This is a genomic window from Streptomyces antioxidans, from assembly GCF_000968685.2.
In the GTDB taxonomy this organism is placed as follows: domain Bacteria; phylum Actinomycetota; class Actinomycetes; order Streptomycetales; family Streptomycetaceae; genus Streptomyces; species Streptomyces antioxidans.
Map to the genome: position 1 here is coordinate 75550 of NZ_LAKD02000040.1, position 24296 is coordinate 99845.

General features: G+C 72.5%; 19 protein-coding genes. 16 read left to right on the forward strand and 3 right to left on the reverse strand.

Going from position 1 to position 24296, the window contains the following annotated elements; all coding sequences use genetic code 11:
• Positions 1-103 precede the first annotated feature (103 nt).
• Positions 104-1204, reverse strand: coding sequence for a LacI family DNA-binding transcriptional regulator (locus VT50_RS16445; RefSeq protein ID WP_063893201.1), 1101 nt, complete (start codon positions 1202-1204; stop codon positions 104-106).
• 404 nt (positions 1205-1608) lie between these two features.
• Between VT50_RS16445 and hisC the strand changes: the two genes are divergently transcribed.
• The 6 genes from hisC (at position 1609) to VT50_RS39305 (ending at position 12430) form a co-directional block, all read left to right on the forward strand.
• Positions 1609-2688 (forward strand): histidinol-phosphate transaminase, encoded by a 1080-nt coding sequence (gene hisC / locus VT50_RS16450; protein ID WP_046085015.1) that lies wholly within the window; start codon positions 1609-1611, stop codon positions 2686-2688.
• Between the two features lie 178 nt (positions 2689-2866).
• Positions 2867-4501, forward strand: coding sequence for a cytochrome ubiquinol oxidase subunit I (locus tag VT50_RS16455; RefSeq protein ID WP_046085014.1), 1635 nt, complete (start codon positions 2867-2869; stop codon positions 4499-4501).
• A gap of 28 nt (positions 4502-4529) precedes the next feature.
• Positions 4530-5531 (forward strand): cytochrome d ubiquinol oxidase subunit II, encoded by a 1002-nt coding sequence (gene cydB, locus VT50_RS16460; RefSeq protein WP_046085013.1) that lies wholly within the window; start codon positions 4530-4532, stop codon positions 5529-5531.
• A 19-nt stretch (positions 5532-5550) separates the two neighbouring features.
• On the forward strand, positions 5551-9306 hold the full coding sequence (cydD, locus tag VT50_RS16465) for a thiol reductant ABC exporter subunit CydD (protein WP_079343842.1): 3756 nt from the start codon (positions 5551-5553) through the stop codon (positions 9304-9306).
• A gap of 336 nt (positions 9307-9642) precedes the next feature.
• Entirely contained in the window at positions 9643-11319 is a 1677-nt protein-coding gene (locus VT50_RS16470; RefSeq protein ID WP_046085497.1) for a sensor histidine kinase, read from the forward strand.
• A gap of 262 nt (positions 11320-11581) precedes the next feature.
• Complete coding sequence (locus VT50_RS39305; RefSeq protein ID WP_046085472.1) at positions 11582-12430, forward strand: hypothetical protein; 849 nt, start codon at positions 11582-11584, stop codon at positions 12428-12430.
• A gap of 111 nt (positions 12431-12541) precedes the next feature.
• Here the strand turns inward: VT50_RS39305 and VT50_RS16485 are convergent, their stop codons facing one another.
• Positions 12542-13426: an HAD hydrolase family protein gene (locus VT50_RS16485; RefSeq protein WP_046085473.1), complete on the reverse strand. Its 885-nt coding sequence runs from the start codon at positions 13424-13426 to the stop codon at positions 12542-12544.
• 131 nt (positions 13427-13557) lie between these two features.
• On the opposite strand from VT50_RS16485, the gene VT50_RS16490 reads away from it, so the two are divergent.
• From VT50_RS16490 to VT50_RS16525, 8 genes are all read left to right on the forward strand, one after another.
• Positions 13558-14466, forward strand: a complete 909-nt coding sequence (locus VT50_RS16490) for an LLM class flavin-dependent oxidoreductase (RefSeq protein WP_046085474.1) — start codon at positions 13558-13560, stop codon at positions 14464-14466.
• Between the two features lie 155 nt (positions 14467-14621).
• Positions 14622-15530, forward strand: a complete 909-nt coding sequence (htpX, locus tag VT50_RS16495; protein WP_046085475.1) for a zinc metalloprotease HtpX — start codon at positions 14622-14624, stop codon at positions 15528-15530.
• 3 nt (positions 15531-15533) lie between these two features.
• Positions 15534-16118: a PspA-associated protein PspAB gene (gene pspAB, locus VT50_RS16500; protein ID WP_046085476.1), complete on the forward strand. Its 585-nt coding sequence runs from the start codon at positions 15534-15536 to the stop codon at positions 16116-16118.
• 211 nt (positions 16119-16329) lie between these two features.
• Complete coding sequence (locus VT50_RS16505) at positions 16330-16893, forward strand: hypothetical protein (RefSeq protein WP_046085477.1); 564 nt, start codon at positions 16330-16332, stop codon at positions 16891-16893.
• A gap of 115 nt (positions 16894-17008) precedes the next feature.
• Complete coding sequence (locus tag VT50_RS16510) at positions 17009-18109, forward strand: ABC transporter ATP-binding protein (RefSeq protein ID WP_075200314.1); 1101 nt, start codon at positions 17009-17011, stop codon at positions 18107-18109.
• Positions 18099-18998 carry a membrane protein gene (locus VT50_RS16515; protein WP_046085479.1) on the forward strand — a complete coding sequence of 300 codons (900 nt, stop codon included), beginning with the start codon at positions 18099-18101 and terminating at the stop codon, positions 18996-18998. The genes VT50_RS16510 and VT50_RS16515 overlap by 11 nt, the downstream gene beginning before the upstream one ends.
• On the forward strand, positions 18995-19921 hold the full coding sequence (locus VT50_RS16520) for an ABC transporter ATP-binding protein (protein ID WP_046085480.1): 927 nt from the start codon (positions 18995-18997) through the stop codon (positions 19919-19921). Before VT50_RS16515 ends, VT50_RS16520 begins: the two co-directional genes overlap by 4 nt.
• Positions 19922-19936: 15 nt before the next feature.
• Positions 19937-20665, forward strand: coding sequence for an ABC transporter permease subunit (locus VT50_RS16525; RefSeq protein WP_046085481.1), 729 nt, complete (start codon positions 19937-19939; stop codon positions 20663-20665).
• A 202-nt stretch (positions 20666-20867) separates the two neighbouring features.
• Here VT50_RS16525 and VT50_RS16530 read toward each other — a convergent pair whose 3' ends face one another.
• Positions 20868-22412, reverse strand: coding sequence for an MFS transporter (locus tag VT50_RS16530; RefSeq protein WP_046085482.1), 1545 nt, complete (start codon positions 22410-22412; stop codon positions 20868-20870).
• Between the two features lie 152 nt (positions 22413-22564).
• Here VT50_RS16530 and VT50_RS16535 point away from each other — a divergent pair, with 152 nt between their 5' ends.
• Positions 22565-23641, forward strand: coding sequence for an Lrp/AsnC family transcriptional regulator (locus VT50_RS16535; RefSeq protein ID WP_046085483.1), 1077 nt, complete (start codon positions 22565-22567; stop codon positions 23639-23641).
• A 204-nt stretch (positions 23642-23845) separates the two neighbouring features.
• Complete coding sequence (locus tag VT50_RS16540; protein WP_046085484.1) at positions 23846-24295, forward strand: phospholipase; 450 nt, start codon at positions 23846-23848, stop codon at positions 24293-24295.
• Position 24296 lies beyond the last annotated feature (1 nt).

The window sequence follows — 24296 nt, forward strand, 5'->3', positions numbered from 1 at the left end:
GCTGCTGGCTCCTGCTTCGTCGGACTTTTATCCCGGATTGGCCCAGTAGCGGAAGCCCATGGGGCCCACCTCCTCCTCGGGTCATCCTTGATTCGCCCTCAGGTCAGCCTCCAGCGCGGCTGCGCGGGGCGCTGACCGTCGTGCGCGGCGGACGGCGCTGAGAGGACGTCCGCACCATCAATTCGGTGGGTATGACCTGCTCAACGGGTTGGTCGGTGGCAAGGCCCTCGATGGCGTCGATGAGCAACTGGACGACTGCCGTGCCGATCCGGCGGGGTTTGAGTGAGAGGGTCGTGATGGGCGGCTCGGTGGTGCGGTAGACGGCCGATTCGCTGCAGCACACCAACAGCAGGTCGTCGGGGACCCGCAGTCCGTAGCGGCGGGCGGCGGCGAGCAGATCGGTGCCGTTGGGGTCGAAGAGGCCGTAGACCGCGTCGGGCCGGTCCGGGCGGGCGAGCAGCCGGTCGGCGGCGACGGCACCGGCACAAGGGTCGTGGGCCGGGTACGCCTCATAGACCGGATCCTGTCCCACCCGTTCGCACCACCGCAGGTACGCCGTGGTGGACAGCCGGGTGTAGGTGTCGGTGGAGGTCCCGGTGAGCAGTCCGATCCGGCGGGCACCGGCCTCGGCGAGGTGGTCGAGCAGCCCCAGCACCGCCGCCTCGTGGTCGTTGTCGACCCAGGCGGTGACGGGGAGGGCGCCGGCGGGGCGGCCGTCGCTGACGACGGGGATGCGCTGGCGCAGCAGCTCGGTGACCACCGGATCGTGGTCGGAGGGGTCGATCACCACGGTGCCGTCGAGGGCGACGTTGGACCACACGTCGTGGCGGGAGGTGGCGGGCAGGATGACGAGGGCGTAGCCGCGGGCCAGCGCCGCGGAGGTGGCGGCCCTCGCCATCTCGGCGAAGTAGGCGAACTCGGTGAAGGTGAAAGGTTCATCCCCGTACGTGGTCACGGTCAGGCCGATGAGGCCGGACTTGCCGGTACGGAGCGTGCGGGCCGCTGCGGACGGGCGATAGCCCAGCCGCTCGGCGACCTCGCGGACATGGCGGCGGGTGGCCTCCGGGAGCCGGCCCTTGCCGTTGAGCGCGTCGGAGACGGTCGTGATGGAGACCCCGGCGGCGGCGGCCACGTCCCGGATGCCCGCCCGCCCTAACCGGCGGCCGGCCGACCGGCTCACCTGGTGCTTCCCTGCTGCTGTCATGGCCAGCCGATAGTAGGGCGCGGGTGGGAGGGTTGCGCGATTCCGCCATCGGTATTCGGAAGGCACGTTTCTGCATGAGCGCCATCCCCAATTCCCTTGGAAGTGAAGCCAGTTGGGGGTTCCACCGGGCCTCTGATCGCCCCTGGCATATCTACGCCTGCTGATTGATACATGTCTCGAAGAGGTCTCAACTCACCTGCACGGGTGATGCGCGCCACGGCGCTCGCCACCGGCGCGCGGGAAAAACCGGGGCGCTCCCCCCGCTGGGTACGCGGGCGCCGGGGGCGGATACGCGGCGGCGCCCGGCGGGTACGCGAGATGGGGGAATCCTCATAAGGTGTGCAGTATTGCCGTGTGCGAACGCTGTACACGCCCGGGACAGGATGGGTCGAGGAGGACTGTCGGTGACCGAGAAGAGCCCCAAGCTGCGCGCCGCGCTGGACGGCATTCCGACGTACAAGCCCGGTAAGCCGGCCGCCGCGGGCGGGCCCCTGGCCTTCAAGCTCTCCTCCAACGAGAACCCCTATCCGCCGCTGGCCGGGGTGCTGGAGACCGCCGCGAACGCCGCCGCCTCCTTCAACCGCTATCCGGACCTCGCCTGCACCGCGCTGCTCGCGGAACTGGCGGGCCGTTTCGACGTACCGCTGGAGCATCTGGCCGCCGGGACCGGCTCGGTCGGCGTGGCCCAGCAATTGGTCCAGTCCACGGCGGGGCCGGGCGATGAGGTGATCTACGCCTGGCGGTCCTTCGAGGCATATCCGATCATCACTCAGATCGCCGGGGCGACCTCGGTACGGGTTCCGCTGAACGCCGCCGAGGAGCACGACCTGGAGGCGATGGCGGATGCCATCACCGACCGCACCCGGCTGATTTTCGTCTGTAATCCCAACAACCCGACCAGCACCGTGGTGCGCCGGGCCGCGCTGGAGCGGTTCCTGGAGCGGGTGCCGTCCGATGTGCTGGTGGTGCTGGACGAGGCGTACGTCGAGTTCATCCGGGACGAGCGGGTGCCCGACGGGATCGATCTCTACCGGGACCGGCCGAATGTGTGTGTGCTGCGCACCTTCTCCAAGGCGTACGGCCTGGCCGGGCTGCGGGTCGGCTTCGCGATCGCCCATGAGCCGGTGGCGGCGGCGCTGCGCAAGACCGCGGTGCCGTTCGGCGTCAGCCAGCTCGCCCAGGACGCGGCGGTGGCCTCGCTGCACAGCGAGGACGCGCTGCGGGAGCGGGTGGACGCGCTGGTCACCGAGCGGGGCCGGGTCTGGGAGGCGCTGACCGCCCAGGGGTGGACGGTGCCGGACTCGCAGGCGAACTTCGTCTGGCTGCGGCTGGGGGAGCGCACCGCCGACTTCGCCAGGGCGTGCGAGGCGGCGGGCGTGGTGATCCGTCCGTTCCCGGGTGAGGGGGTGCGGGTGACCATCGGCGAGCGCGAGGCGAACGAGATCTTCCTGCGGACGGCGGCGGAGTACCGCAAGGAGCTCTGAGCCGGGCGGGCTCGCCGCCGGGCTGGCGGGCCGTGCGCGGGATACCCATGCGTGTCCCATTCGCCCCCTACCACCCCCGGTGGGAGGGGGCGAAGCCATGTGCGTATCATTGCTTGTGAATGTGAATACGTTCACAAGCTCGCTTCGCGGGCAGGCACGACCGTAAGGAGAGATTCAGGTGAATCTGGCTCTGGCGCCGGAGACTCTGGCCCGATGGCAGTTCGGCATCACGACCGTCTACCACTTTCTCTTCGTGCCGCTGACGATCTCTCTCGCCGCGATCACGGCGGGTCTGGAGACCGCCTGGGTCCGTACGGGCAAGGAGAAGTACTTCCATGCCACCAAGTTCTGGGGAAAGCTCTTCCTGATCAACATCGCGATGGGCGTGGTCACCGGAATCGTGCAGGAGTTCCAGTTCGGCATGAACTGGTCGGACTACTCCCGCTTCGTCGGTGATGTCTTCGGTGCCCCGCTCGCGATGGAGGCCCTGCTGGCCTTCTTCTTCGAGTCCACCTTCATCGGTCTGTGGATCTTCGGCTGGGACAAGCTGCCCAAGAAGATCCACTGCGCCTGCATCTGGATCGTCGCGATCGGCACGATCCTCTCCTCGTACTTCATCCTGGCCGCCAACTCCTGGATGCAGCACCCGACCGGCTACACCATCGACAAGGCCACCGGAAAGGCCCAGCTCACCGACGTCTGGGCGGTGCTGACCCAGAACACCACCCTGGTCGTGGTCTTCCACACGCTGACCGCCGCCTTCCTCACCGGCGCCGCCTTCATCATCGGGATCTCCTCCTTCCATCTGCTGCGGGCCAAGCGCGGCCGGGAGCGCGGCGAGGAACTGGGTGAGCAGCGGAAGAAGCGGATCGGGGCGATGCGGGCCTCGCTGCGGGTGGGCCTGGTGGTCGCGGTGATCGCGGGTCTCGGCACGGCGATCAGCGGTGACCAGCTCGGCAAGGTGATGTTCGAGCAGCAGCCGATGAAGATGGCGGCGGCCGAGGCCCTTTGGGATACCCAGGCGCCCGCGCCCTTCTCGGTCTTCGCCGTCGGCGATGTCGGCAAGGGGCACAACAGCGTCGAGCTGGAGGTCCCCGGGGTGCTCTCCTTCCTGGCGCACAGCAACTTCACCGACTCCGTCCCCGGCATCAATGACATCGCCCAGCGGGAGGCCGACGCCTACGGCGGTCAGCCCGATGACTACATCCCCAGCATCTTCATGACCTTCTGGGGCTTCCGGCTGATGATCGGCTTCGGGATGACCGCGTTCGTCGCCGGGCTGATCGGGCTGTGGACGACCCGCCGCAAGCGGTGGCTGGCGCCCGCGTTCCGCACCGGCGAGGACGAGGTGCCCCGGCTGATGCTCACCAACAAGCGTGAGCTGAGCCCGCGGCTGTCCACCTGGTCCTGGCGGATCGGCATCCTCACCATGGGCTTTCCGCTGATCGCCAACTCCTTCGGCTGGATCTTCACCGAGATGGGCAGGCAGCCCTGGGCGGTCTACGGGCTGATGAAGACCGGCGACGCGGTCTCCCCCGGCGTCGGCCAGACCGAGGTGCTGATCTCGCTCGGCGTCTTCACGCTGCTGTACGGGGCGCTCGCGGTGATCGAGGTGCGGCTGCTGGCCACGTACGCCAAGGCCGGGCCCGACACCGACGAGAAGCCGCCCGCCAAGGACCCGAAGCTGCGGCTGCCCTCGGGCGGTCCGGACGGCGGGGGCGGTCCTGGCGGTCCGGACGGCGGGGCCTCCGCCGATACCGGGGGCGGGAACGGGGACGAGGATGCCGACAAGCCGCTGACCTTCGCGTACTGACGGCCGGAGAGGATCACCGGAGAGGATCATGCACCTTCACGACTTCTGGTTCCTGCTGATCGCCTTCCTGTGGACGGGCTACTTCTTCCTGGAGGGCTTCGACTTCGGCATCGGCGTGCTGACCAAGCTGCTCGCCCGCGACCGCACCGAGCGCCGGGTCCTGATCAACACGATCGGGCCGGTGTGGGACGGCAACGAGGTCTGGCTGATCACGGCGGGCGGGGCGACCTTCGCCGCCTTCCCCGACTGGTACGCGACGCTCTTCAGCGGCTTCTATCTGCCGCTGCTGGCCATCCTGGTCTGCCTGATCCTGCGCGGTGTCGCCTTTGAGTACCGGCACAAGCGCCCCGAGGACCGCTGGCAGCGCAACTGGGAGCATGCGATCTTCTGGTGCTCGCTGCTGCCCGCGTTCCTCTGGGGTGCGATCTTCGCCAATCTGGTGCACGGGGTGCCGATCGGCCGGGACGGGAACTACGCGGGCGGTCCGTCGGACCTGCTCACGCCGTACGCCCTGCTGGGCGGGGTGGTCACGCTGGTGCTGTTCACCTTCCACGGCGCCGTCTTCGCCGCGCTCAAGACGGACGGGGACATCCGGACCAGGGCGCGGCGGTACGCCGCCCGGCTCGGGTGGGCCACCGTCGCCGTCGCGGTGCCGTTCCTGGTCTGGACGCAGGGCGACAGCGGGAACGCCCGGAGCATGGTCGCGGTTGTCATCGCCGTTCTGGCCCTGGCCGTGGCGCTGATCATGAACGGACGGGGGCGTGAGGGATGGGCGTTCGGGCTGTCCGGGGTGGCCGTCGCGGCGGCCGTCGCCATGCTCTTCCTGGCGCTCTTCCCCGAGGTCATGCCCTCCTCGCTGGACCCGGGGTGGAGCCTGACGGCGGCGAACGCGGCCTCCAGCCCGTATACGCTCAAGATCATGACGTGGGTCGGCGCCATCATGATGCCGCTGATCATGGCGTACCAGGCGTGGACGTACTGGGTCTTCCGTAAGCGCATCGGCACCCGGCACATCCCGGCCGCCCACTGACGCGGATGCGGTGTTTCACGTGAAACCAATCGATCCCCGGCTGCTGCGGTACGCACGGGCCACCCGTTTCTTCCTGGCCGCCTCCGTGGTGCTGGGCCTGGCCGGAGCGGGGCTGGTCATCGCGCAGGCGATGCTGATCGCCGAGATCGTGGTGGGCGCCTTCCAGCGGGGCGATGGCGTAACGGCCCTCACGCTTCCGCTGGGGCTGCTGGCCCTGGTCGCCGTCGGCCGGGCGGTCATCTCCTGGCTGACCGAGCTGGCCGCCCACCGGGCAGGTGCGGCGGTCAAGTCGCGGCTGCGGCTGCGGCTGCTGGAGCGGGCCGTACGGCTGGGGCCGAGCTGGCTGGACTCCCAGCGGACCGGTGAACTCACCACCCTCGCCACCCGGGGCATTGACGCGCTGGATGACTACTTCGCGCGCTATCTGCCCCAGTTGGGGCTGGCGGTGGTGGTGCCGGTGGCGGTGCTCGCCCGGATCGTCACCGCGGACTGGATCTCGGCGCTGATCATCGTCGCGACGCTGCCGCTGATTCCGCTGTTCATGATGCTCATCGGGTGGGCCACCCAGTCCCGGATGGACCGTCAGTGGCGGCTGCTGTCCCGGCTGTCCGGGCACTTCCTCGATGTGGTGGCCGGACTGCCCACGCTCAAGGTCTTCGGCCGGGCCAAGGCCCAGGCCGCCTCGATCCGCGCCATCACGGGCGACTACCGGCGGGCCACCCTCAAGACCCTGCGGCTGGCCTTTCTGTCCTCCCTGGCCCTGGAACTGCTCTCTACGGTGTCGGTCGCGCTGGTCGCGGTCGACATCGGCATGCGGCTGGTGCATGGCGAGATGGACCTCTTCACCGGGCTGGTGGTGCTGGTGCTCGCCCCCGAGGCGTATCTGCCGCTGCGGCAGGTGGGCGCCCAGTACCACGCGGCGGCCGAGGGGTTGACGGCGGCGGACGAGGTCTTCGCGGTGCTGGAGCGCGAGCCCTCCGGGGCGGGCGGCTCGCCCGCACCCGACGCCCGGGGTGCCGTGCTGGCGCTGGACGGGCTGGTGGTCCGCCACTCCGGGCGCCCCGAACCGTCCCTCGCCCGGACCTCGTACGAGATCCGCCCGGGGGAGACGGTCGCCGTCGTTGGCCCCAGCGGCGCCGGGAAGTCGACCCTGCTGAACGCCGTGCTGGGCTTCGCGGTGCCGCACGAGGGCAGGGTGCTGATCGGAGGCCGGGACCTGGCCGACCTGGACCCGGGGAGCTGGCGGCGCCAGATCGCCTGGGTGCCCCAGCGCCCGTACCTCTTCGCCGGGACGATCGCGGAGAACGTCCGGCTGGCCCGGCCGGACGCCGACGACGCGGCGGTACGGGCCGCGCTGCGGGACGCGGACGCGCTGAGTTTCGTCTCCGCGCTGCCGGACGGGGTCGAGACCCGGCTGGGCGAGCTGGGCGCCGGGCTCTCCGCGGGCCAACGCCAGCGGATCGCCCTGGCCCGCGCCTTCCTGGCCGACCGCCCGGTGCTGCTCCTGGACGAGCCGACGGCGAACCTGGACGGCGGGACGGAGGCGTCGGTGGTCGACGCGGTGCGTCGGCTCGCCGAGGGCCGTACGGTCCTCCTGGTCATCCACCGCCCGGCACTGCTGCCGCTGGCGGACCGGGTGCTGAGGTTGCCCGGGCAGGGCTCGGAGCGGGGGGCCGGGGCCGGGCGCCCGTGGGTGGAGGTGCGCGGGTCTGCGCGGGAGGCGGCTGCGGGTGTGGGGCGGACGTCCGCCCCCGTGCAGACGTCCGCCCCCGTGCATGAGGCGGTGGCGGACGGCGGGCCCGGTGGGCGGCTGGGCGATACGCGGCCTGGACCGGACGGTGCGGGCCTTACAGGCAGTGGGGGCAGTACGGGGCTGAGTGCGTCGCATGGTTCGGCCACGCGCGATGGCTCGGCCCCGCGCCCGCGCCGGGGCGCTTTGGCGCGGGTGCGGGGGGCCGCGTACGGGGCCCGGGGGCGGTTTGGGCTGGCGCTGCTGCTCGGGAGCCTTGCCCTGCTGAGCGCGGTCGGGCTGATGGCCGTCTCCGGGTGGCTGATCTCGCGGGCCGCGCAGCAGCCGCCCGTGCTCTATCTGATGGTGGCGGTCACCGCGACCCGGGCGTTCGGGATCGGCCGGGCCGTCTTCCGCTACGCCGAGCGCCTGGTCTCGCACGACGCCGTGCTGCGGGTGCTGGCCGAGCTGCGGGTCGCCGTCTACCGGCGGCTCGAGCGGCTGGCGCCAGCCGGGCTCGGCCGGACGCGCCGCGGCGATCTGCTCTCCCGGCTGGTGGCCGATGTGGACACCGTGCAGGACTACTTCCTGCGCTGGCTGCTGCCCGTCGGCACCGCGCTGACCGTCGGCGCGGCCTCGGTGGGCTTCCTCACCTGGGTGCTGCCCGGAGCCGGGGCCGTACTGGCGGCGGGGCTGCTGGTGGCGGGGGTCGTGGTGCCCGCCGTGTCCGGGCGGCTCGCGCGGCGCGCGGAGCGGCGGCTGGCGCCGGCGCGCGGCGCCCTGTCGGCGCAGGTCGTGGATCTGCTCGCGGGGACCGCCGAGTTGACCGTCGCGGGCGCGCTGCCGAGTCGGCTGGACGCGGTGCGCCGGGCCGATGGGGTGCTCACCCGGATCGCCCGGCGGACGGCGACCGCCGCGGGTGCGGGCTCCGGGCTGTCCGCGCTGGTCTGCGGGGTGACCGTGGCGGCCGCGGCGTGGGTGGGCGTGGCTGCCGTGGCGGACGGCCGGATCCAGGGGGTGTGGCTGGCGGTCGTGGTGCTGACCCCGCTCGCCGCCTTCGAGGCCGTCGCGGGGCTGCCGCTGGCGGTGCAGCACCGCCAGCGGGTGCGGCGGGCCGCGGAGCGGGTGTACGAGGTGCTGGACGAGCCGCTGCCGGTGCGTGAGCCGGAGGAGGCGGGGTGCGAGGAGGTGCGGCGCGAAGAGGCGGGGCGCGAGGGATCGGCACGCGAAGGGGTGCGGCGGAAGGGAACGCGGCGTGAGGAGGCGCGGCGCGAGGAGGCGCCGAGCGCGCCGTATCCGCTGGTGCTGCGCGGGATCACCGCCCGCCACCCGGGGCAGTCCGTCCCCGCCCTGGACGGGTTCGGGCTGGAGCTGCGGCCGGGCCGCCGGGTCGCGGTCGTCGGGCCGTCGGGGGCGGGCAAGACCACCCTCGCCCAGGTGCTGCTCCGTTTCCTGGACACCGAGGGCGGTACGTACACCCTGGCGGGCCGGAACGCCGCCGCCCTGGACGGGGACGCGGTGCGGCGGCTGGTCGGCCTCTGCGCCCAGGACGCCCATGTCTTCGACAGCTCGCTGCGCGAGAACCTGCGGCTGGCGCGCCCCGGCGCGGGCGACGACGAGCTGCGCGCGGCGCTGGCCACGGCCCGCCTGCTGGACTGGGTGGACGGGCTGCCGAACGGCCTGGACACGCTCGTCGGCGAGCAGGGCGCACGGCTCTCCGGCGGTCAGCGGCAGCGGCTTGCGCTGGCCCGCGCGCTGCTGGCGGACTTCCCCGTACTGATCCTCGACGAGCCCGCCGAGCACCTGGACCTGCCCACGGCCGACGCCCTGACCGCCGACCTGCTGTCGGCGACCCGGGGCCGCACCACCGTCCTGATCACCCACCGGCTGGCGGGCCTGGCCGCGGTGGACGAGGTGATCGTCCTCGACGGCGGCCGCGCCGTCCAGCGCGGAACGTACGCGGAGCTGGCCTCGGCCGGGGGCCCGTTCCGCCGCATGCTGGAGCGGGAGGCGATGGAGGACGGAGCCCTGGTGGGCGCCGGGTAGCCGGATGTGGGCCGGGGGCGCTCCGGCGGATCTTTCGCGGGGCACACGACGCCCGGCGTGCGTGCCCCCGGCAGCGCTGGGGGCGTTCTCGCACCGGACGCCCCCGGGACGCGACATCTGCCGCCGGACCGCGGCATCTGGCTGCCGGGTCGCGGGTGCGCGGCCGTACCGGGGCATGAGCCGCCGCATGGGTTGGCCCCGGCCCGTGCGCGCCGCCCTACGGCACCCCGGAGCGGCCGACGCGGTGCCCAGCACGGTGCCCGGCGCCAACGGGGCGTTTGCCCGTGGGATTCATTAGGCTCGACGCATGGCGGCCGCTGCCCCCTCCCCCGACCCCTGGATGTGGCCGCGGAGGCGACCCGCGGTCTGCGGGGGCTGTCCACCGAGCTCACGGCCCGGCTGCCGCGGCTGCTGGAGGCGATGCGCTCGCTCGGCACCGGGCCGGACGCGCACACCGTCCTCGACCGGATCGTCCGCACCGCGGCCGAGCTGGTCGGCGCGCGCTGCGCCGCGATCGGGGTGCACCACATCGAGGGCGACGCCGCCGCGGGCCAGGGCCTGGCCGATGTGGTCACGTACGGCGCGACCGAGGCCGACCGGGAGCGCTGCGCGGCGCTGCTCGCCGACGCGCGCCGCACCGTGGCGCCCTCGGCCGCCGAGCCGCCTGGCCTGTCCCCGCCCCCGGGTCCGTCCCGGTCGCTGGGCTCGTTTCTCACCGTTCCGTTGCGCGTCGGGGAAGAGATCTTCGGCGTCCTCTGCCTCGCCGAGAAGCGGTACGGCGGTCCGTTCACCGACTCCGACCGGCATCTGGTCGAGGTGCTGGCGACCGAGGCCGGGATCGCCATCGGCCACACCCGCCTCCAGGGGGCCACCCGGCAGCGCGAGCGCTGGATCGAGGGGTCGGTGGCCGTGACCCAGGCGGTGCTGTCCGGCGGTGCCGGGGACGGACCGGCCGTGGTCGCCGAGAAGGCCCGGGAGCTCGCGGACGCGGCGGTGGGCATCGTCTTGCTGCCGGAGGACGGCGGTGACGGGCTGAAGGCCGTGGCGGTGGCCGCGGACGAGCGGTCCGGGCTGCTCGGCGCGGTGCTTCCGGCCCGCTCCCCGGCCGTGCCGAGGCTGCTGGCCGGTCAGCCGGTCCTCATCGAGGACCCGGCCACCGACCCGCTGTTCGGCACCGGCGTCCCCGGGCGCTACGGCCCGGGCATGATGGTCCCGCTGAGCAGCGGGGACCGGGTGCTCGGCGCGCTGGCCACCGCGCGGGAGCGCGACGCCCGCCCGTTCACGGCGACCGAGCGCACCCTGGCCGCCCAGTTCGCCGCGCAGGCCGCGGTGGCGCTGCTGCTCGCCGAGGCGCAGCGCGACCGGGAGCGGCTCGCGGTCCTGGAGGAGCGCGACCGGATCGCCCGCGACCTCCACGACCTCGTCGTCCAGCGGCTCTTCGCGACCGGGATGCTGCTGGAGAGCGCGGAGCGCCAGTCGGACGCGCCGGAGGTACGGGAGCGGATCGAGCGTGCCGTCGAGGAGTTGGGCGCCACCGTCCAGGAGGTACGGACGGCGATCTTCGCGCTGCAGCAGACCCCGCCCGAGACGCCGCCCGGGCTGCGCGGCCGGGTGCTGCGGGAGGTCAGGGCGGCCGCCGTGCCGCTGGGCTTCCAGCCGTCGCTGACCTTCGTGGGCCCGGTGGACGACCTGGTCGTCTCGGTGACCGGCGCCCATCTCGTCGCGGCACTGCGCGAGTCGCTGTCCAACGCGTTCCGGCACGCCAGGGCCGAGCGGATCGAGGTGGTCGTGGACGCCACCGCCCGGCTCGCGGACGGACGGCCCGCGGTCCGGCTGACGGTCGCGGACGACGGGGTGGGCGTGCCCGCGGACGGTCGGCGCAGCGGCCTGGCCAACCTGGCACGGCGGGCCGAGGCACTGGGCGGATCGAGCGCCTTCGGCCCCGGCCTCGGCGAGGACGGCCGCGGCACGACGGTGGTCTGGGAGGCACCCTTGCCGAGCGAGGACGCCTGACCGGCGGTCGTGCGGGGTCTGACCAGCGGTCGGGCGGTTGCTGACTCGCTGGAGGACGGGCCGAGGGCCGGTGGGGCGCCGGGGGCGGTGGTTGTTCGCTCGCCCGGCGCAACGGCTCACCTACGCGGTCCAACTAGCGCCTCGTCAGAGTGCGGGTCGTGATCGCCGACGGTGGGATGAGGCTCGCGGGCCGTTCGGACCTTCGTATCCCATCGCACTCCGCGACAGATGTTGGCCCGACCGCGGGGAAGGAAGTCATGACGTGAACAGCCAGAATCCCACTCCCAACCGATCCCGGACGCGTCGCCGGGCCTTGTTCGCCTCCGTCGCGGCAGTCGCCGCCGTTTCCAGCCAGATGCTGACCATGTCCCCCGCGGCGCAGGCGGATGACCCCACGGGCGGTGGTCACGGCCGTCCCAAGCCGCCGAGGCCCCCGGCCATCATCCACGGGATCCAGGAGTTCACCGCGGACGGCACCTTCACGCCTCCCGCGGGTGTCACCTCGGTGCACATCCAGGCATGGGGAGCGGGCGGTGGCGGCGGCGGTGGCGGCGGCGGTGCCAGCGCCCCGCTGACCGGCGCCGGCGGCACCGGCGGTGGTGGCGGATCCGGCGGCTTCACCTGGTGCGTCCTCCCGGTGACCCCGTTCGCCAGCTACACGGTGGACCTGGGCACCGGTGGCACCGCCGGTACGGCTGGTCCGGGCGGCGCCGCGGGCGGCAACCCCGGCTCGGCGGGTGGCACCGGTGGCAACGGTGGCACGACGACCCTGGCCTCCAGCTCCGGAACCCAGCTCTCCGCCACGGGCGGCACCGGCGGCACGGGCGGCGGCGGTGGCACGGCTGCCCCGGGCACCCCGGGCACCGGTGGCACCGGTGGCACCGGTGCGTGCAACAGCCTCTCCGTGGTGAACCGCGGCGGTGAGAACGGTGCGAGCGGCGCCGACGGCGGCGAGGGCGGCGACGCGGTCGACGGCATCGTCGAGCTGCCCCCGACGAACAGCAGCGCGGGCGGCGACGGCGGCGTCGGCGGCCCCGGCGGCGAGACCCCCGGCGCCGCCGGTTCCGCCGGCACCGCCGGTGGCAACGGCTACGCGGTCATCTTCTGGTAAGACCCCCGGTCAGGCGAACCGCCCCCAGGCCCTCACGGTGCCGGGGGGCGGTGTCCCCGGTCCACGCCCACGCGTTCCGAACCCCGTTGCAGAACCGGGTGTCGGACGGCGCTACGAACCCGCCAGGATCCGCTCGATGACGGCGGCGACGCCGTCCTCCGTATTGGCGCCCGTGCGGTGGGTGGTCGCGCCGAGCACATCCGGATGGGCGTTGGCCATCGCGTACGAGGTGCCCGCCCACATCAGCATCTCCAGGTCGTTGGGCATGTCCCCGAACGCCACGACCTCCGAGGCCGAGATCCCGCGCTCGGCACAGCACCGGGCCAGGGTGCTGGCCTTGCTGACCCCGAGACCGCTGACCTCCAGCAGGGCGGACGGGCTGGAGCGGGTGAAGTCGCCGTGGGCCCCGGCCACCGAGCGGGCCAGCTGGAGGAAGTCGTCCGGCGCCAGCTCGGGGTGTTGGGCGAGCAGCTTGAGGACCGGCATGTCGGCGTGCGCGAACCCGTCGTTGAGCAGCTTCTCGGCGGGGGCGACGATCGCGCCCGGGTCGAGGGGGAAGGGCGGGTACCGCGGTTCGTAGAAGATCCCGCCACTGCGCTCGACCGCGAAGGACGTGCCAGGGGCCGCCTCGCGCAGCGCCTCCACGATGGCGAGGGCCCGGTCGGTGGCGAGCGGGCGGACCGCGACCGGCAGCCCGCCCTGGTGGAGATCGACGACGGCGGCGCCGTTGGCGCAGATCGCCAGGCCGTGGCCGTGCACATGGGCGCTGACGACGTCCATCCAGCGGGCCGGGCGGCCGGTGACGAAGAACACCTCGATGCCCGCCCGCTCGGCCGCCGCGAGCGCCGCCACGGTGCGGTCGGAGACCGTCTTGTCGTCCCGCAGCAGCGTGCCGTCGAGGTCGGTGGCGATCAGCCGGGGCCGGGTCGGGACGGGGCGGAAACGCTCTGGGGCCGGGGTGTTCGGCCGGTCGGTCGCAGGAGTCACGGCAACCATCCTCCCGCATATGCCGCTCATCGGTGAGGGCACGGTGCTCGGGTGGGCCTGCTCGGGCGTCCCGTCGTACGGCTGGGACGGCTCGTACGGCTCGGTGCGGCGCTGTCACACCCACCGCTTAGGCTCGCGGTATGCGAGTGAGCACCGTGATCCTGCCCATCTACCGCTGGTCCGAGCGCGGCCGGGAGATGTGGCAGCGCGCCGAGGAGCTGGGTTTCCACGCCGCGTACACCTATGACCACCTGTCCTGGCGCAGCTTCCGCGACGGCCCCTGGTTCGGGGCGGTGCCCACGCTGACGGCCGCCGCCGCGGCGACCTCGCGGCTGCGCCTGGGCACCCTCGTCACCTCCCCGAACTTCCGGCATCCGGTGACGCTGGCCAAGGAGCTGATCACGCTGGACGACGTGTCCGGCGGGCGGATCACCCTCGGCATCGGCGCGGGCGGCACCGGCTTCGACGCGACGACGCTGCTGCGCGGCGGCGAGGAGCCGTGGTCACCCCGGGAGCGGGCGGACCGGTTCGCCGAGTTCACCGAGCTGCTCGACCGGCTGCTGACGCATGACGCGGTGACGTACGAGGGCACCCACTACAGCGCGCACGAGGCGCGTGACATCCCCGGCTGTGTGCAGCGGCCACGGCTGCCGTTCGCGGTGGCCGCCACCGGTCCGCGCGGGCTGCGTCTCACGGCGCGGTACGGCCAGGCGTGGGTGACCACGGGCGATCCGAAGATCTCCGAGACCGGCACCCCGGCCGATTCGCTGGCCGCGATCGGCGGTCAGATCGACCGGCTGGGCAAGGCGTGCGCGGAGGCCGGGCGGGGCGTCGGCGACCTCGACAAGATCTTTCTCACCGGCTTCACCCCGGACGGCACGGCGCCGCTGAGCTCGGTGGACGCCTTCGTGGACTTCGCCGGACGCCATGCCGAGCTGGGCATCGAGGAGATCGTGCTGCACTGGCCGATCCCCGATTCGCTCTTCGCGGCCGACCTCGGGGTCTTCGAGAAGATCGCCACGGAGGGCGCGGCCCAGATAGCGGGGTAAGCGGAGGGCCCGGACCGGATAGCGGGGGAAGCGGTCCGGACCGCCGGACACGGCGGCTCGCCGGAGAAAGGGCGGCGGCGCACGGCGCGGATCGCCCGATAAGCGGCAGAATCGGGTATAGAGCCTTTGGCGTCATGTCACTGGGGAGGCATCTCATGCCGCATACCCGCTATGCCCCGGACCGTGGGCTGACCACGCGCATGGTCACGACGATGTTCTTCATCGGGCTGCTCTATGTGGTCTTGATCGGAGTGCTGCTCGCCCTGTTCAAGGGCGCCTGGCCGCTGATCGTGATCATCGCGGGAGGGCTGTTCGTGGCGCAGTTCTGGTTCAGCGACCGGATCGCTGCGTTCAGCATGGGCGCCCGGGAGGTCACCCCGCAGCAGGCCCCCGAGCTGCACGGCGCGGTGGACCGGCTGTGCGCGCTCGCGGACATGCCCAAGCCCCGGGTGGCCATCGCCGACACCGATGTGCCGAACGCCTTCGCCACCGGCCGCAATCAGCGCAACGCACTGGTGTGCGCCACCACGGGGCTGCTGCGGCGGCTGGAGCCTGAGGAGCTGGAGGGCGTGCTCGCCCATGAGCTGTCGCATGTGGCGCACCGCGATGTGGCGGTCATGACCATCGCCTCCTTCCTCGGCGTGCTGGCGGGCATCATGACCCGTGCGGCGCTGTGGGGCGGGCTCAGCCGGGGCAGCCGTAACAACAATGTGGGCATCGCCGTGCTGCTCATCCCGCTGGTCAGCGCCGTGGTCTACGTGATCAGCTTCCTGCTGACCCGGCTGCTGTCCCGCTATCGCGAGCTGTCCGCCGACCGCGCGGGCGCGCTGCTCACCGGGCGGCCCTCGGCGCTCGCCGCCGCGCTCACCAAGGTGACGGGGCAGATGGCCCGGATCCCGACCCGGGACCTGCGCAAGGTCGAGCCGTACAACGCGTTCTTCTTCGCGCCCGCGCTCTCCGGCGAGAGCGTCAGCCGGCTGTTCTCCTCGCATCCGACGCTGGAGCGGCGGCTCGACCAGCTCGCCCGCATCTCCACCCAGCTGGGCCAGGCCGGAAGGGGCTGAGGCATGAGGCTGCTGGACGCCATCCTGGGCCGCAGCAAACCGGTGCGCCCCGACCTCGACCGGCTCTTCGGGCTCCCGGGAGCCGCGATCAGCCTGGAGGCGGGGGCCGGGTTCACCCCGACCGGCCGGGGCTCGGTCTGCTTCGCGAGCGTCGAGGGCGGCGCCTTCTCCCAGCTCCAGCGGGATGTGCGGGAGCTGCTGGACGCGGACACCGAGCGGGGCGGGGTGCCCGTGGAGTTCAGCCAGGACGCGTACGGCTACACCTGGCTGCTGGCCCGGCAGCGGCCGGACGACGTGGCCGCCCTGGTGAACGATCTGCACGCGGTCAATTCGCTGCTCCAGGACGGCGGGTTCGGCCCCCAGTTGCTGTGCTCGCTGATCGGCTTCCAGGACACGGCGGGGCGTTCGCTCGCGCTGGTGTACCTCTACAAGCGCGGCACCTTCTACCCCTTCGCGCCGCTGCCGGGCGCCGCGGAGAAGCGGGACAACGCGCTGGAGCTCCAGATGCGGGCGCTGCTCGGGGACGATCTGCGGATCGAGGAGGACCTGAGCCGCTGGTTCCCGGTCTGGGGCGCACCGGGCCTGTGACGCTCCGGCTCCCGGCCCGGGGCCCCGGCCTGTGACGCTCCGGCTCCCGGCCGTACGGTACGACTCCGGCCGGGGCTCTGCCCAACTCCCCCTCCCCGCAGCCAAATCCACGGGCCGGGCAGCCCATCAGGCATAGGACCGGGCTCGCGGGGCACCTTCTCCCTTCGACATCCCACGACGGAATGTGACCTGACGCCCGGGGGAGGGTCAAATGAGTTACCTGCGCGGATTCCTGCCATGGATCGCCCTCGCGATCGTGTCCACGCTGGGCTGGCAGTGGGGCGCCCTCGCCGGGCTGGTGCTCGGGGCCGCGATGCTGGTCCGGGCCCGTCGGGCGGGCCTGGCGGCCGACGCCCTCATCCTCGAGTGCAGCACAGTGGCCTTCTTCACCGCGCTGACGATCGTCGCCTTCGCCCGCCCGGACAGCGGGCTCAAGGACCACATCGGAGCGCTGGCGCTGGGCTGGCTGGCCGTCACCGCCTGGACGACCCTCGCCGTGGGGCGGCCCTTCACCACCGGTATCGCCCGGCGCCAGGCGCCGCCCGAGGTGTGGGACACCTATGCGTTCAGGCATATCAATGTGGTGATCACCCGGGCCTGGGCCATCGCCTTCACCCTCTCCGCCGCGGCCATGGCCGGGGTCGTCTGGGCCGGTCTGGGCGCGGTGGCGGCGCTGGTCACGCAGTTCGCTGGATTTGTCCTTCCGGCCCTGTTCACCGCGTGGTACCCGGGATGGGCACGGGCCCGGCTGGCCCCCGCCGCGCATCGGGCATAAGCGCACCAACCGGCTGTGGATACCCTTGGTTACCCCCTCCGGTCGGGGCCCGCCCCCTACGGGCGAGTCAGACCCGAGGACGAGGCGAATCCCACCGTCTGGAGTGACGCCCCCTGTGTCTCACACCACTACCGTCGAACGCGTGACTGTGATCGCCACCGAAAGTCTGAGCAAGCGGTTCCCCCGCGTCACCGCGCTCGACCGGCTGTCCGTCGACATCGCACCAGGGGTCACCGGCCTGGTGGGTGCCAACGGCGCCGGTAAGTCCACGCTGATCAAGATCCTGCTCGGGCTGTCCCCCGCCAGCGAGGGCCGCGCTTCCGTGCTCGGCCTCGATGTGGCGAGGGACGGCAGCGCCATCCGCGAAAGCGTCGGCTATATGCCCGAGCACGACTGTCTGCCGCCCGATGTCTCGGCCACCGAGTTCGTCGTCCACATGGCGCGGATGTCCGGGCTGCCGCCCTCCGCGGCCCGCGAGCGCACGGCCGACACCCTGCGCCACGTAGGGCTGTACGAGGAGCGGTACCGCCCCATGGGCGGCTACTCCACGGGCATGAAACAGCGGGTCAAACTGGCCCAGGCCCTGGTGCACGACCCGCGCCTGGTGCTGCTGGACGAGCCGACCAACGGGTTGGACCCGGTCGGCCGCGACGAGATGCTCGGGCTGATCCGCCGCGTGCACACCGACTTCGGCATCTCGGTGCTGGTCACCTCGCATCTGCTCGGCGAGCTGGAGCGCACCTGCGACCACGTGGTGGTCATCGACGGCGGCAAGCTGCTCCGCTCCAGCTCCACCAGTGACTTCACCCAGGCCACGGCCTCCCTCGCGGTCGAGGTGACCGACACCTCCGACCACCCGGACGGCACCAGGGCGCTGCGCACCGCGCTCGACCGGGCCGGGCTCACCGTCCAGCCCGCCGGCCGGGGCGCCGACGGGTCGCCAGGCTCCGACCATGTGCTGCTGGTCGACGTCGCGGGCGAGAAGACGTACGACACGGTCCGCGACGCCATCGCCGACCTCGGCCTCGGTCTGGTCCGCATGGAGCAGCGCCGCCACCGCATCGCGGAGATCTTCCGGTCCGACGACGAGGACACGGAGGCCGCGGACGTCCCGGACACCCCGGACGCCGCGGGTGCCCCGGACGGCACGAGCGGGCCCGGCAGCCCGGCCAGCGCAAGCGCACACGGGAACGGAGGTGCCGTCGATGCCGCCTGAGACCGTGACCAAGCAGCGCGCCGACGTCATTCACAACATCGGCTACCGCCACTACGAGGGCCCGCGCCTCGGCCGCGCCTACGCCCGCCGCTCGCTCTTCTCCCAGAGCCTGCGCGGCGCCTACGGCCTCGGCCGCTCGGCCAAGTCCAAGGTCGCGCCGATGCTGCTGTTCGCCGTGATGTGCCTGCCCGCCGCGATCATCGTCGCGGTGGCCATCGCCACCGCCGCGGATGAGCTGCCCGTCAAGTACACCCGCTACGCGATCATGCTGCAGGCCGTGATCGGCCTCTACACCGCCTCCCAGGCGCCGCAGGCCGTCTCCCGGGACCTCCGCTTCAAGACGGTCCCGCTCTACTTCTCGCGGCCCATCGAAACGATGGACTACGTGGTGGCCAAGTTCGCCGCCATGGCCTCCGCGCTGTTCATCCTCACCGGCGCGCCCCTGCTGATCCTCTACGTCGGGGCGTTGCTCGCCAAGCTGGACTTCGCCGATCAGACGAAGGGATTCGGACAAGGACTGGTCTCCGTGGCTCTGCTCTCGCTCCTCTTCGCCGGCATCAGCCTGGTCGTCGCCGCGCTCACCCCGCGCCGCGGCTTCGGCGTCGCCGCCGTCATCGCCCTGCTGACCATCTCCTACGGCGCGGTGTCCGTCGTCCAGGCCATCGCCTGGGACCAGGGCAACACCGACTCGGTGAGCTGGATCGGGCTGTTCTCGCCGATCACCATCATCGACGGGGTGCAGACGGCGTTCCTCGGCGCCACCTCCTCCTTCCCCGGCGGGGTCGGCCCCGGCACCGGGACCGGGCTCCTCTACGTCCTCGTTCTCCTCGGCCTGATCGCCGGCTCGTACGGGCTGCTGATGCGCCGCTACCGAAAGGTCGGCCTGTGACCACGATCGCCATCGACAACGTCTCCCGCTGGTTCGGGAACGTCGTGGCCGTCAACGACGTGACCATGGACATCGGCCCCGGTGTCACCGGGCTCCTCGGCCCCAACGGCGCCGGGAAGTCCACCCTCATCAACATGATGGGCGGCTTCCTGGCCCCCTCCACCGGGTCCGTGACCCTGGACGGCGCCCCGATCTGGCGCAATGAGCAGGCGTACCGCCACATCGGGATCGTCCCCGAGCGGGAGGCGATGTACGACTTCCTCACCGGCCGCGAGTTCGTGATCGCCAACGCCGAGCTGCACGGGCTGCCCGATCCGCGTGGTGCCGCCCGCAAGGCGCTCGACACCGTCGAGATGGACTACGCGGGCTCCCGGAAGATCGCCACGTACAGCAAGGGCATGCGGCAGCGCGTGAAGATGGCCTCCGCGCTGGTGCACGAGCCGTCGGTGCTCCTCCTGGACGAGCCGTTCAACGGAATGGACCCCCGGCAGCGGATGCAGTTGATGGAGCTGCTGCGGCGGATGGGCGCGGAGGGCCGCACCGTGCTGTTCTCCTCGCACATCCTCGAGGAGGTCGAGCAGCTGGCGGCGCACATCGAGGTGATCGTCGCGGGGCGGCACGCCGCCTCGGGTGACTTCCGCAAGATCCGCAGGCTGATGACGGACCGTCCGCACCGCTATCTCGTACGGTCCAGCGACGACCGCGCGCTCGCGGCGGCGCTGATCGCCGACCCGTCGACCACCGGTATCGAGGTCGACGCGAGCACCGGCGCCGACGGCGGGCTGCACATCCAGGCGGTGGACTTCGCCCGCTTCACCGAACTGCTGCCCCGGGTCGCCCGTGACCAGGGCATCCGACTCCTCACGGTCTCGCCCTCCGACGAGTCCCTGGAGAGCGTCTTCTCCTACCTCGTCGCGGCCTGAAAGGAGCCCACAGCGATGTCCTCGCTCTACCACCCCACCGTCGCGCGGCTCACCTACCGGGCCCTGCTCGGCCGCCGCCGTGCGCTGATCCTCTTCACCCTCCCCGGATTGCTGCTGATCATCTCGCTGGCCGTACGGCTGCTGACCGGAGCGGACGACGACACGGCCGACGCGATCCTCGGCGGCTTCGCGATGGCCACCATGGTTCCGCTGATCGGCGTGATCGCCGGTACGGGTGCGATCGGCCCGGAGATCGACGACGGCTCGGTCATCTATCTGCTGGCCAAGCCGGTGAAGCGGCCGACGATCATCGTCACCAAGCTGATCGTGGCGATCGGCGTCACGGTCGCCTTCTCCGCGATCCCCACCCTGCTCGCGGGCTTCGTGCTGAACGGCAACGCGAATCAGCTGGCCGTCGGCTACGCCGTCGCCGCCGCCGTGGCCTCCGTCGCCTACAGCGCGGTCTTCCTGCTGCTGGGCACCGTGACCCGGCACGCGGTGATCGCGGGGCTGGTCTACGCCCTGGTCTGGGAGACCTTCTTCGGCAGCCTGGTCGCCGGGGCCCGCAAGCTCAGCGTGCAGCAGTGGGCACTGGCGCTCGCGCAGAAGGTCGCGGACGGCGACGTGATCACGTCGGACGTCGGCCTGGCGACCGGCGTCATCCTGCTGCTGGCCGTGACCGTGGCCGCGACCTGGTACGCGGGCCGCAAGCTGCGCACGCTGACCCTCGCGGGGGAGGAGTGACCACCGGCGCGGGGTGAGGACCGGGGGCCGCCCAGCGGTCCGCCCCAGGTCTGCGCCATACCGGGCAGCCGCGCCGAGGTGTGGGCGTCCCCGGTCCGCAGCACCAACCTCGAAGTACTCCGCGACCATGTGTGTCACGAGGGGCGGGCGCCCAACGGCGCCCGCCCCTCGTGGTGCCGACTCGTGTCGCGTCGGTCGTTGCTCAGGCGTGGACCGGCTCCGGTGGGGACTTCTCGGGGGTTGGTTTCGGGGGTGTGCCGCCGGGGCCGCCGCGGACGACGGCGAGGACCAGGAGGCCCGCCGCCAGGGCCGCGATGCCCGCGATGACGCAGATGCGGTCGAGACCGGCCGCGAACGACTCGTGGACCAGGGTGCGCGCCGCGTCCGCCCGGGACGGGGGCGCGGCGGCGATCACGGCGTCGGCGTGGCCGCCGCTGATGGCCTCGGCGGCCCGCCCGGCCGCCCGGGCCGGAACGGTGTCGCCGCCGTCCACCACGTCCCGCACCCGCGTCGCGAACACCGTGCCCAGGACGGCGATCCCCAGCGCGTAGCCCAGCTGCCGGAAGGTGTTCACCGCGCCGCTGGCCATGCCCGCCCGCTCCGGCGGGGCCGAGCCGAGGGCGGCCGAGACCAGTACCGGCATGGCCAGGCCGATCCCCAGACCGGCCAGGGCCAGGCCGGGGACGAAGGCGGTCCAGTCCGCGTCCGGGGTCACCATCGCCGCGTTGACCAGCGCGCCCGCGCCCACCAGCAGCAGCCCGCCGCCGAGCGCCCGCCCGGGGGCGACCCGGTCCAGCAGCCGTCCGCCCACCGCGCCGACGACCAGCGAGACGCCCGCCATCGGCGTCACCGCGAGCCCCGCCCGCACCGGGCTCATGTCCAGCACCGACTGCAGCCACAGCCCGGCGTAGGTGAGGTACGGGAAGGCCGCCGCCTGGAGCAGCAGCGCCGCCGCCATCAGTACCGCGAACGTCGGGCGGCGCATCAGCCCCAGGTCCAGCAGCGGCTGCCGCCTGCCGCGCTCCAGCAGGACGAAGGCGAGCAGCGCGATCACGGCCGCCACCAGCGCGGTGACCGTGCCGGTGTCGGCCCAGCCCTCCTCGCCGCCGCGCATCAGCCCGTACGTCAGCGCCCCGGCGCACACCGTGAACGTGGCGGCGCCCGGCCAGTCGATGCGCACCCCCGCCGCGCCGCGCGACTCCTCGATGGAGCGGACCGTGATCCACACCGCGATCGCCGTCAGCGGCAGGTTGACCAGGAAGATCGCGCGCCAGTCGACGTACTCGGTGAGCACCCCGCCCAGCACCGGGCCGACCGCCGCGGCCGCCCCGCTCGTACCGCCCCACACGCCGAAGGCGATACCGCGGTCGCGTCCGGAGTACGTCGCCATCAGCAGCGGGGTGTTGGTGGCGAACATGGCCGCGGCCCCCACCCCCTGCACGGCGCGGGCCGCGATCAACACCCCGGCATCCGGTGCCAGCCCGCAGACCAGGGAGGAGAGCGCGAACACCGCGAGGCCCACCAGGTACAGCCGTCGCCGTCCGAAGAGGTCCGCCGCCGATCCGGCCACCATCAGCAGCGCGGCCAGCGCCAGCGCGTAGATGTCCATCACCCACTGCAGGGAGGTGAAGGACGCGTCGAGCCCCCGTGCCACCTGGGGCAGCGCGGTGTTCACGATCGTGACGTCTATCAACAGCATGAAGTTGCCGAGGGTGATGGCGGCGAGCGGCCACCATGATCTGCGCATGACTGACTCCGGGATCCGGCACATTCCGACAAGGGGAGGCGGGGCCGGCCCCGAGGGCGGTTCCCGCGGCTCTCACGGTCGCCCCGACCGGGCCGCCCCCTCCAGCCACCCCGCCCCCGGTGGCGCTATCCGACGCCCGCTAGCGTGGTGCGGTGGAATCCGACGCGTACGACGACCTGGACCGGGCGCTGGTGCACGCCCTCCAGCTCGACGGGCGGGCCCCCTTCAGCCGGCTCGCCGAGGTGCTGGGCGTCTCCGACCAGACCGTGGCCCGCCGCTACACCCGGCTGCGGACGACCGGAGCGCTGCGGGTGCTGGGGCTCACCGACCCGGCGGCGGTCGGCGACGTGGTCTGGATGGTGCGGGTGCGCTGCCTGCCGGACGCGGCCCTGCCGGTGGCCGAGGCGCTGGCCCGACGGACCGACACCTCCTGGGTGCATGTGCTCTCCGACGGCACCGAGGTCGCCGCGTCGACGCGGGTGGCGTCCGGGCAGGACAGCGATGCCCTGCTGCTGCGCAAACTTCCGCAGACGCCACGGGTGGTGGGGGTGAGCGCGCACTGTGTGCTGCATGAGTACTTCGGCGGGGAACAGAGCCTGGTCAACAAGTCCGACGCGCTGACGGCCGAGCAGATCGCGCGGCTGCGCCCGCCCGGCCAGGACCGGCCGAAGAGGGATCAGCCGAAGGACCAGCCGAAGGGGCGCCAGTCGAACGGCGACCAGCCGAAGCGCGACCGCCCGAAGGGCCCGCGCGGACCCATGAGCGCCGGGGACCGCAAACTGCTGGACGTCCTCGCGCGGGACGGCCGGGCGCCGCTGGCCCAGCTGGTCGCCGCCACCGGCTGGTCGCAGTCGACGGTGCGCCGCCGGCTGGCCAATCTGCGCGCCGACGGCACCCTGTACTTCGACGTCGACTACTCCCACCGGCTGTTCAGCCAGGGCGTCACCACCGCGATATGGCTGTCGGTCCGGCCGTCGGAGCTCGCCGCCACCGGTCAGACGCTCGCGAACCACCCCGAGGTGGCGTTCGCATGTGCGACCACCGGAACGAAGAATCTACTGGCGACCGTGGTCTGCGCCGATGTCCCGGCCCTCTACACCTATCTGACCACCCGTATCGCCGAGCTGACCTCCGTGCGGGACATCGAGACCTCCCCGATCCTCCGCCGGGTCAAGGGCCCGGGGCCGCTGCTCACCCCGTCGTCCAGGGCGCCCTGGCGCGCCTCCTGAACGGCCCGTTCCGCAGGCATAGTTGGAGGAATCTCCGAAACTCCGGTGGTTGAACTCTGTTCATCTCTACGTCGATGTAGATCTTGACGGTTGTCAGGGACCTGGCGAACTCTTGGCGTGCGCCGAATCACACCGCGCCGTCCCCTCCGTTCCGTCACAAGCGATTGAGGGGGCGTCAGAAGTGAAAAAACGGAGGGAACCCGAATGCGCCGCCTCGTCACGAGCCTCGCCGCCGCCGCAGTCACCACGGCCGCCACCGTCGCCCTGGCCGCACCCGCCCAGGCGGTCCCCGCGGACAAGCCGCAGGTCCTCGCCAGCTGGACGCAGACCAGCGCCAGCAGCTACAACACCTGGCTCGCGGCCCGGAACAACCAGGGAGCCTGGGCCTCCTACGAGTTCGACTGGTCCACCGACTACTGCAGCAGCTCCCCCGACAACCCGTTCGGCTTCCCCTTCCAGACCGCCTGCGCCCGGCATGACTTCGGCTACCGCAACCACAAGGCGATGGGCATCTTCGACGCCAACAAGGCGCGCATCGACAGCGCCTTCTACGAGGACCTGAAGCGGGTGTGCAGCGCCTACAGCGGTGCCACCAAGACGTCGTGCGACGGCACGGCCTGGACGTACTACCAGGCGGTCAAGGTCCTCGGCTGAC

What these genes read in the sequence shown, in the direction of transcription:
- VT50_RS16505 (WP_046085477.1), top strand. Translation starts at nt 16,330, where the DNA reads ATGAGTTACCTGCGCGGATTCCTGCCATGGATCGCCCTCGCGATCGTG.
- cydB (WP_046085013.1), top strand. Translation starts at nt 4,530, where the DNA reads ATGCACCTTCACGACTTCTGGTTCCTGCTGATCGCCTTCCTGTGGACG.
- VT50_RS16515 (WP_046085479.1), top strand. Translation starts at nt 18,099, where the DNA reads ATGCCGCCTGAGACCGTGACCAAGCAGCGCGCCGACGTCATTCACAAC.
- VT50_RS16445 (WP_063893201.1), bottom strand. Translation starts at nt 1,204, where the DNA reads ATGACAGCAGCAGGGAAGCACCAGGTGAGCCGGTCGGCCGGCCGCCGG.
- VT50_RS16485 (WP_046085473.1), bottom strand. Translation starts at nt 13,426, where the DNA reads ATGGTTGCCGTGACTCCTGCGACCGACCGGCCGAACACCCCGGCCCCA.
- VT50_RS16530 (WP_046085482.1), bottom strand. Translation starts at nt 22,412, where the DNA reads ATGCGCAGATCATGGTGGCCGCTCGCCGCCATCACCCTCGGCAACTTC.
- htpX (WP_046085475.1), top strand. Translation starts at nt 14,622, where the DNA reads ATGCCGCATACCCGCTATGCCCCGGACCGTGGGCTGACCACGCGCATG.
- VT50_RS16525 (WP_046085481.1), top strand. Translation starts at nt 19,937, where the DNA reads ATGTCCTCGCTCTACCACCCCACCGTCGCGCGGCTCACCTACCGGGCC.
- pspAB (WP_046085476.1), top strand. Translation starts at nt 15,534, where the DNA reads ATGAGGCTGCTGGACGCCATCCTGGGCCGCAGCAAACCGGTGCGCCCC.
- VT50_RS16540 (WP_046085484.1), top strand. Translation starts at nt 23,846, where the DNA reads ATGCGCCGCCTCGTCACGAGCCTCGCCGCCGCCGCAGTCACCACGGCC.
- VT50_RS16490 (WP_046085474.1), top strand. Translation starts at nt 13,558, where the DNA reads ATGCGAGTGAGCACCGTGATCCTGCCCATCTACCGCTGGTCCGAGCGC.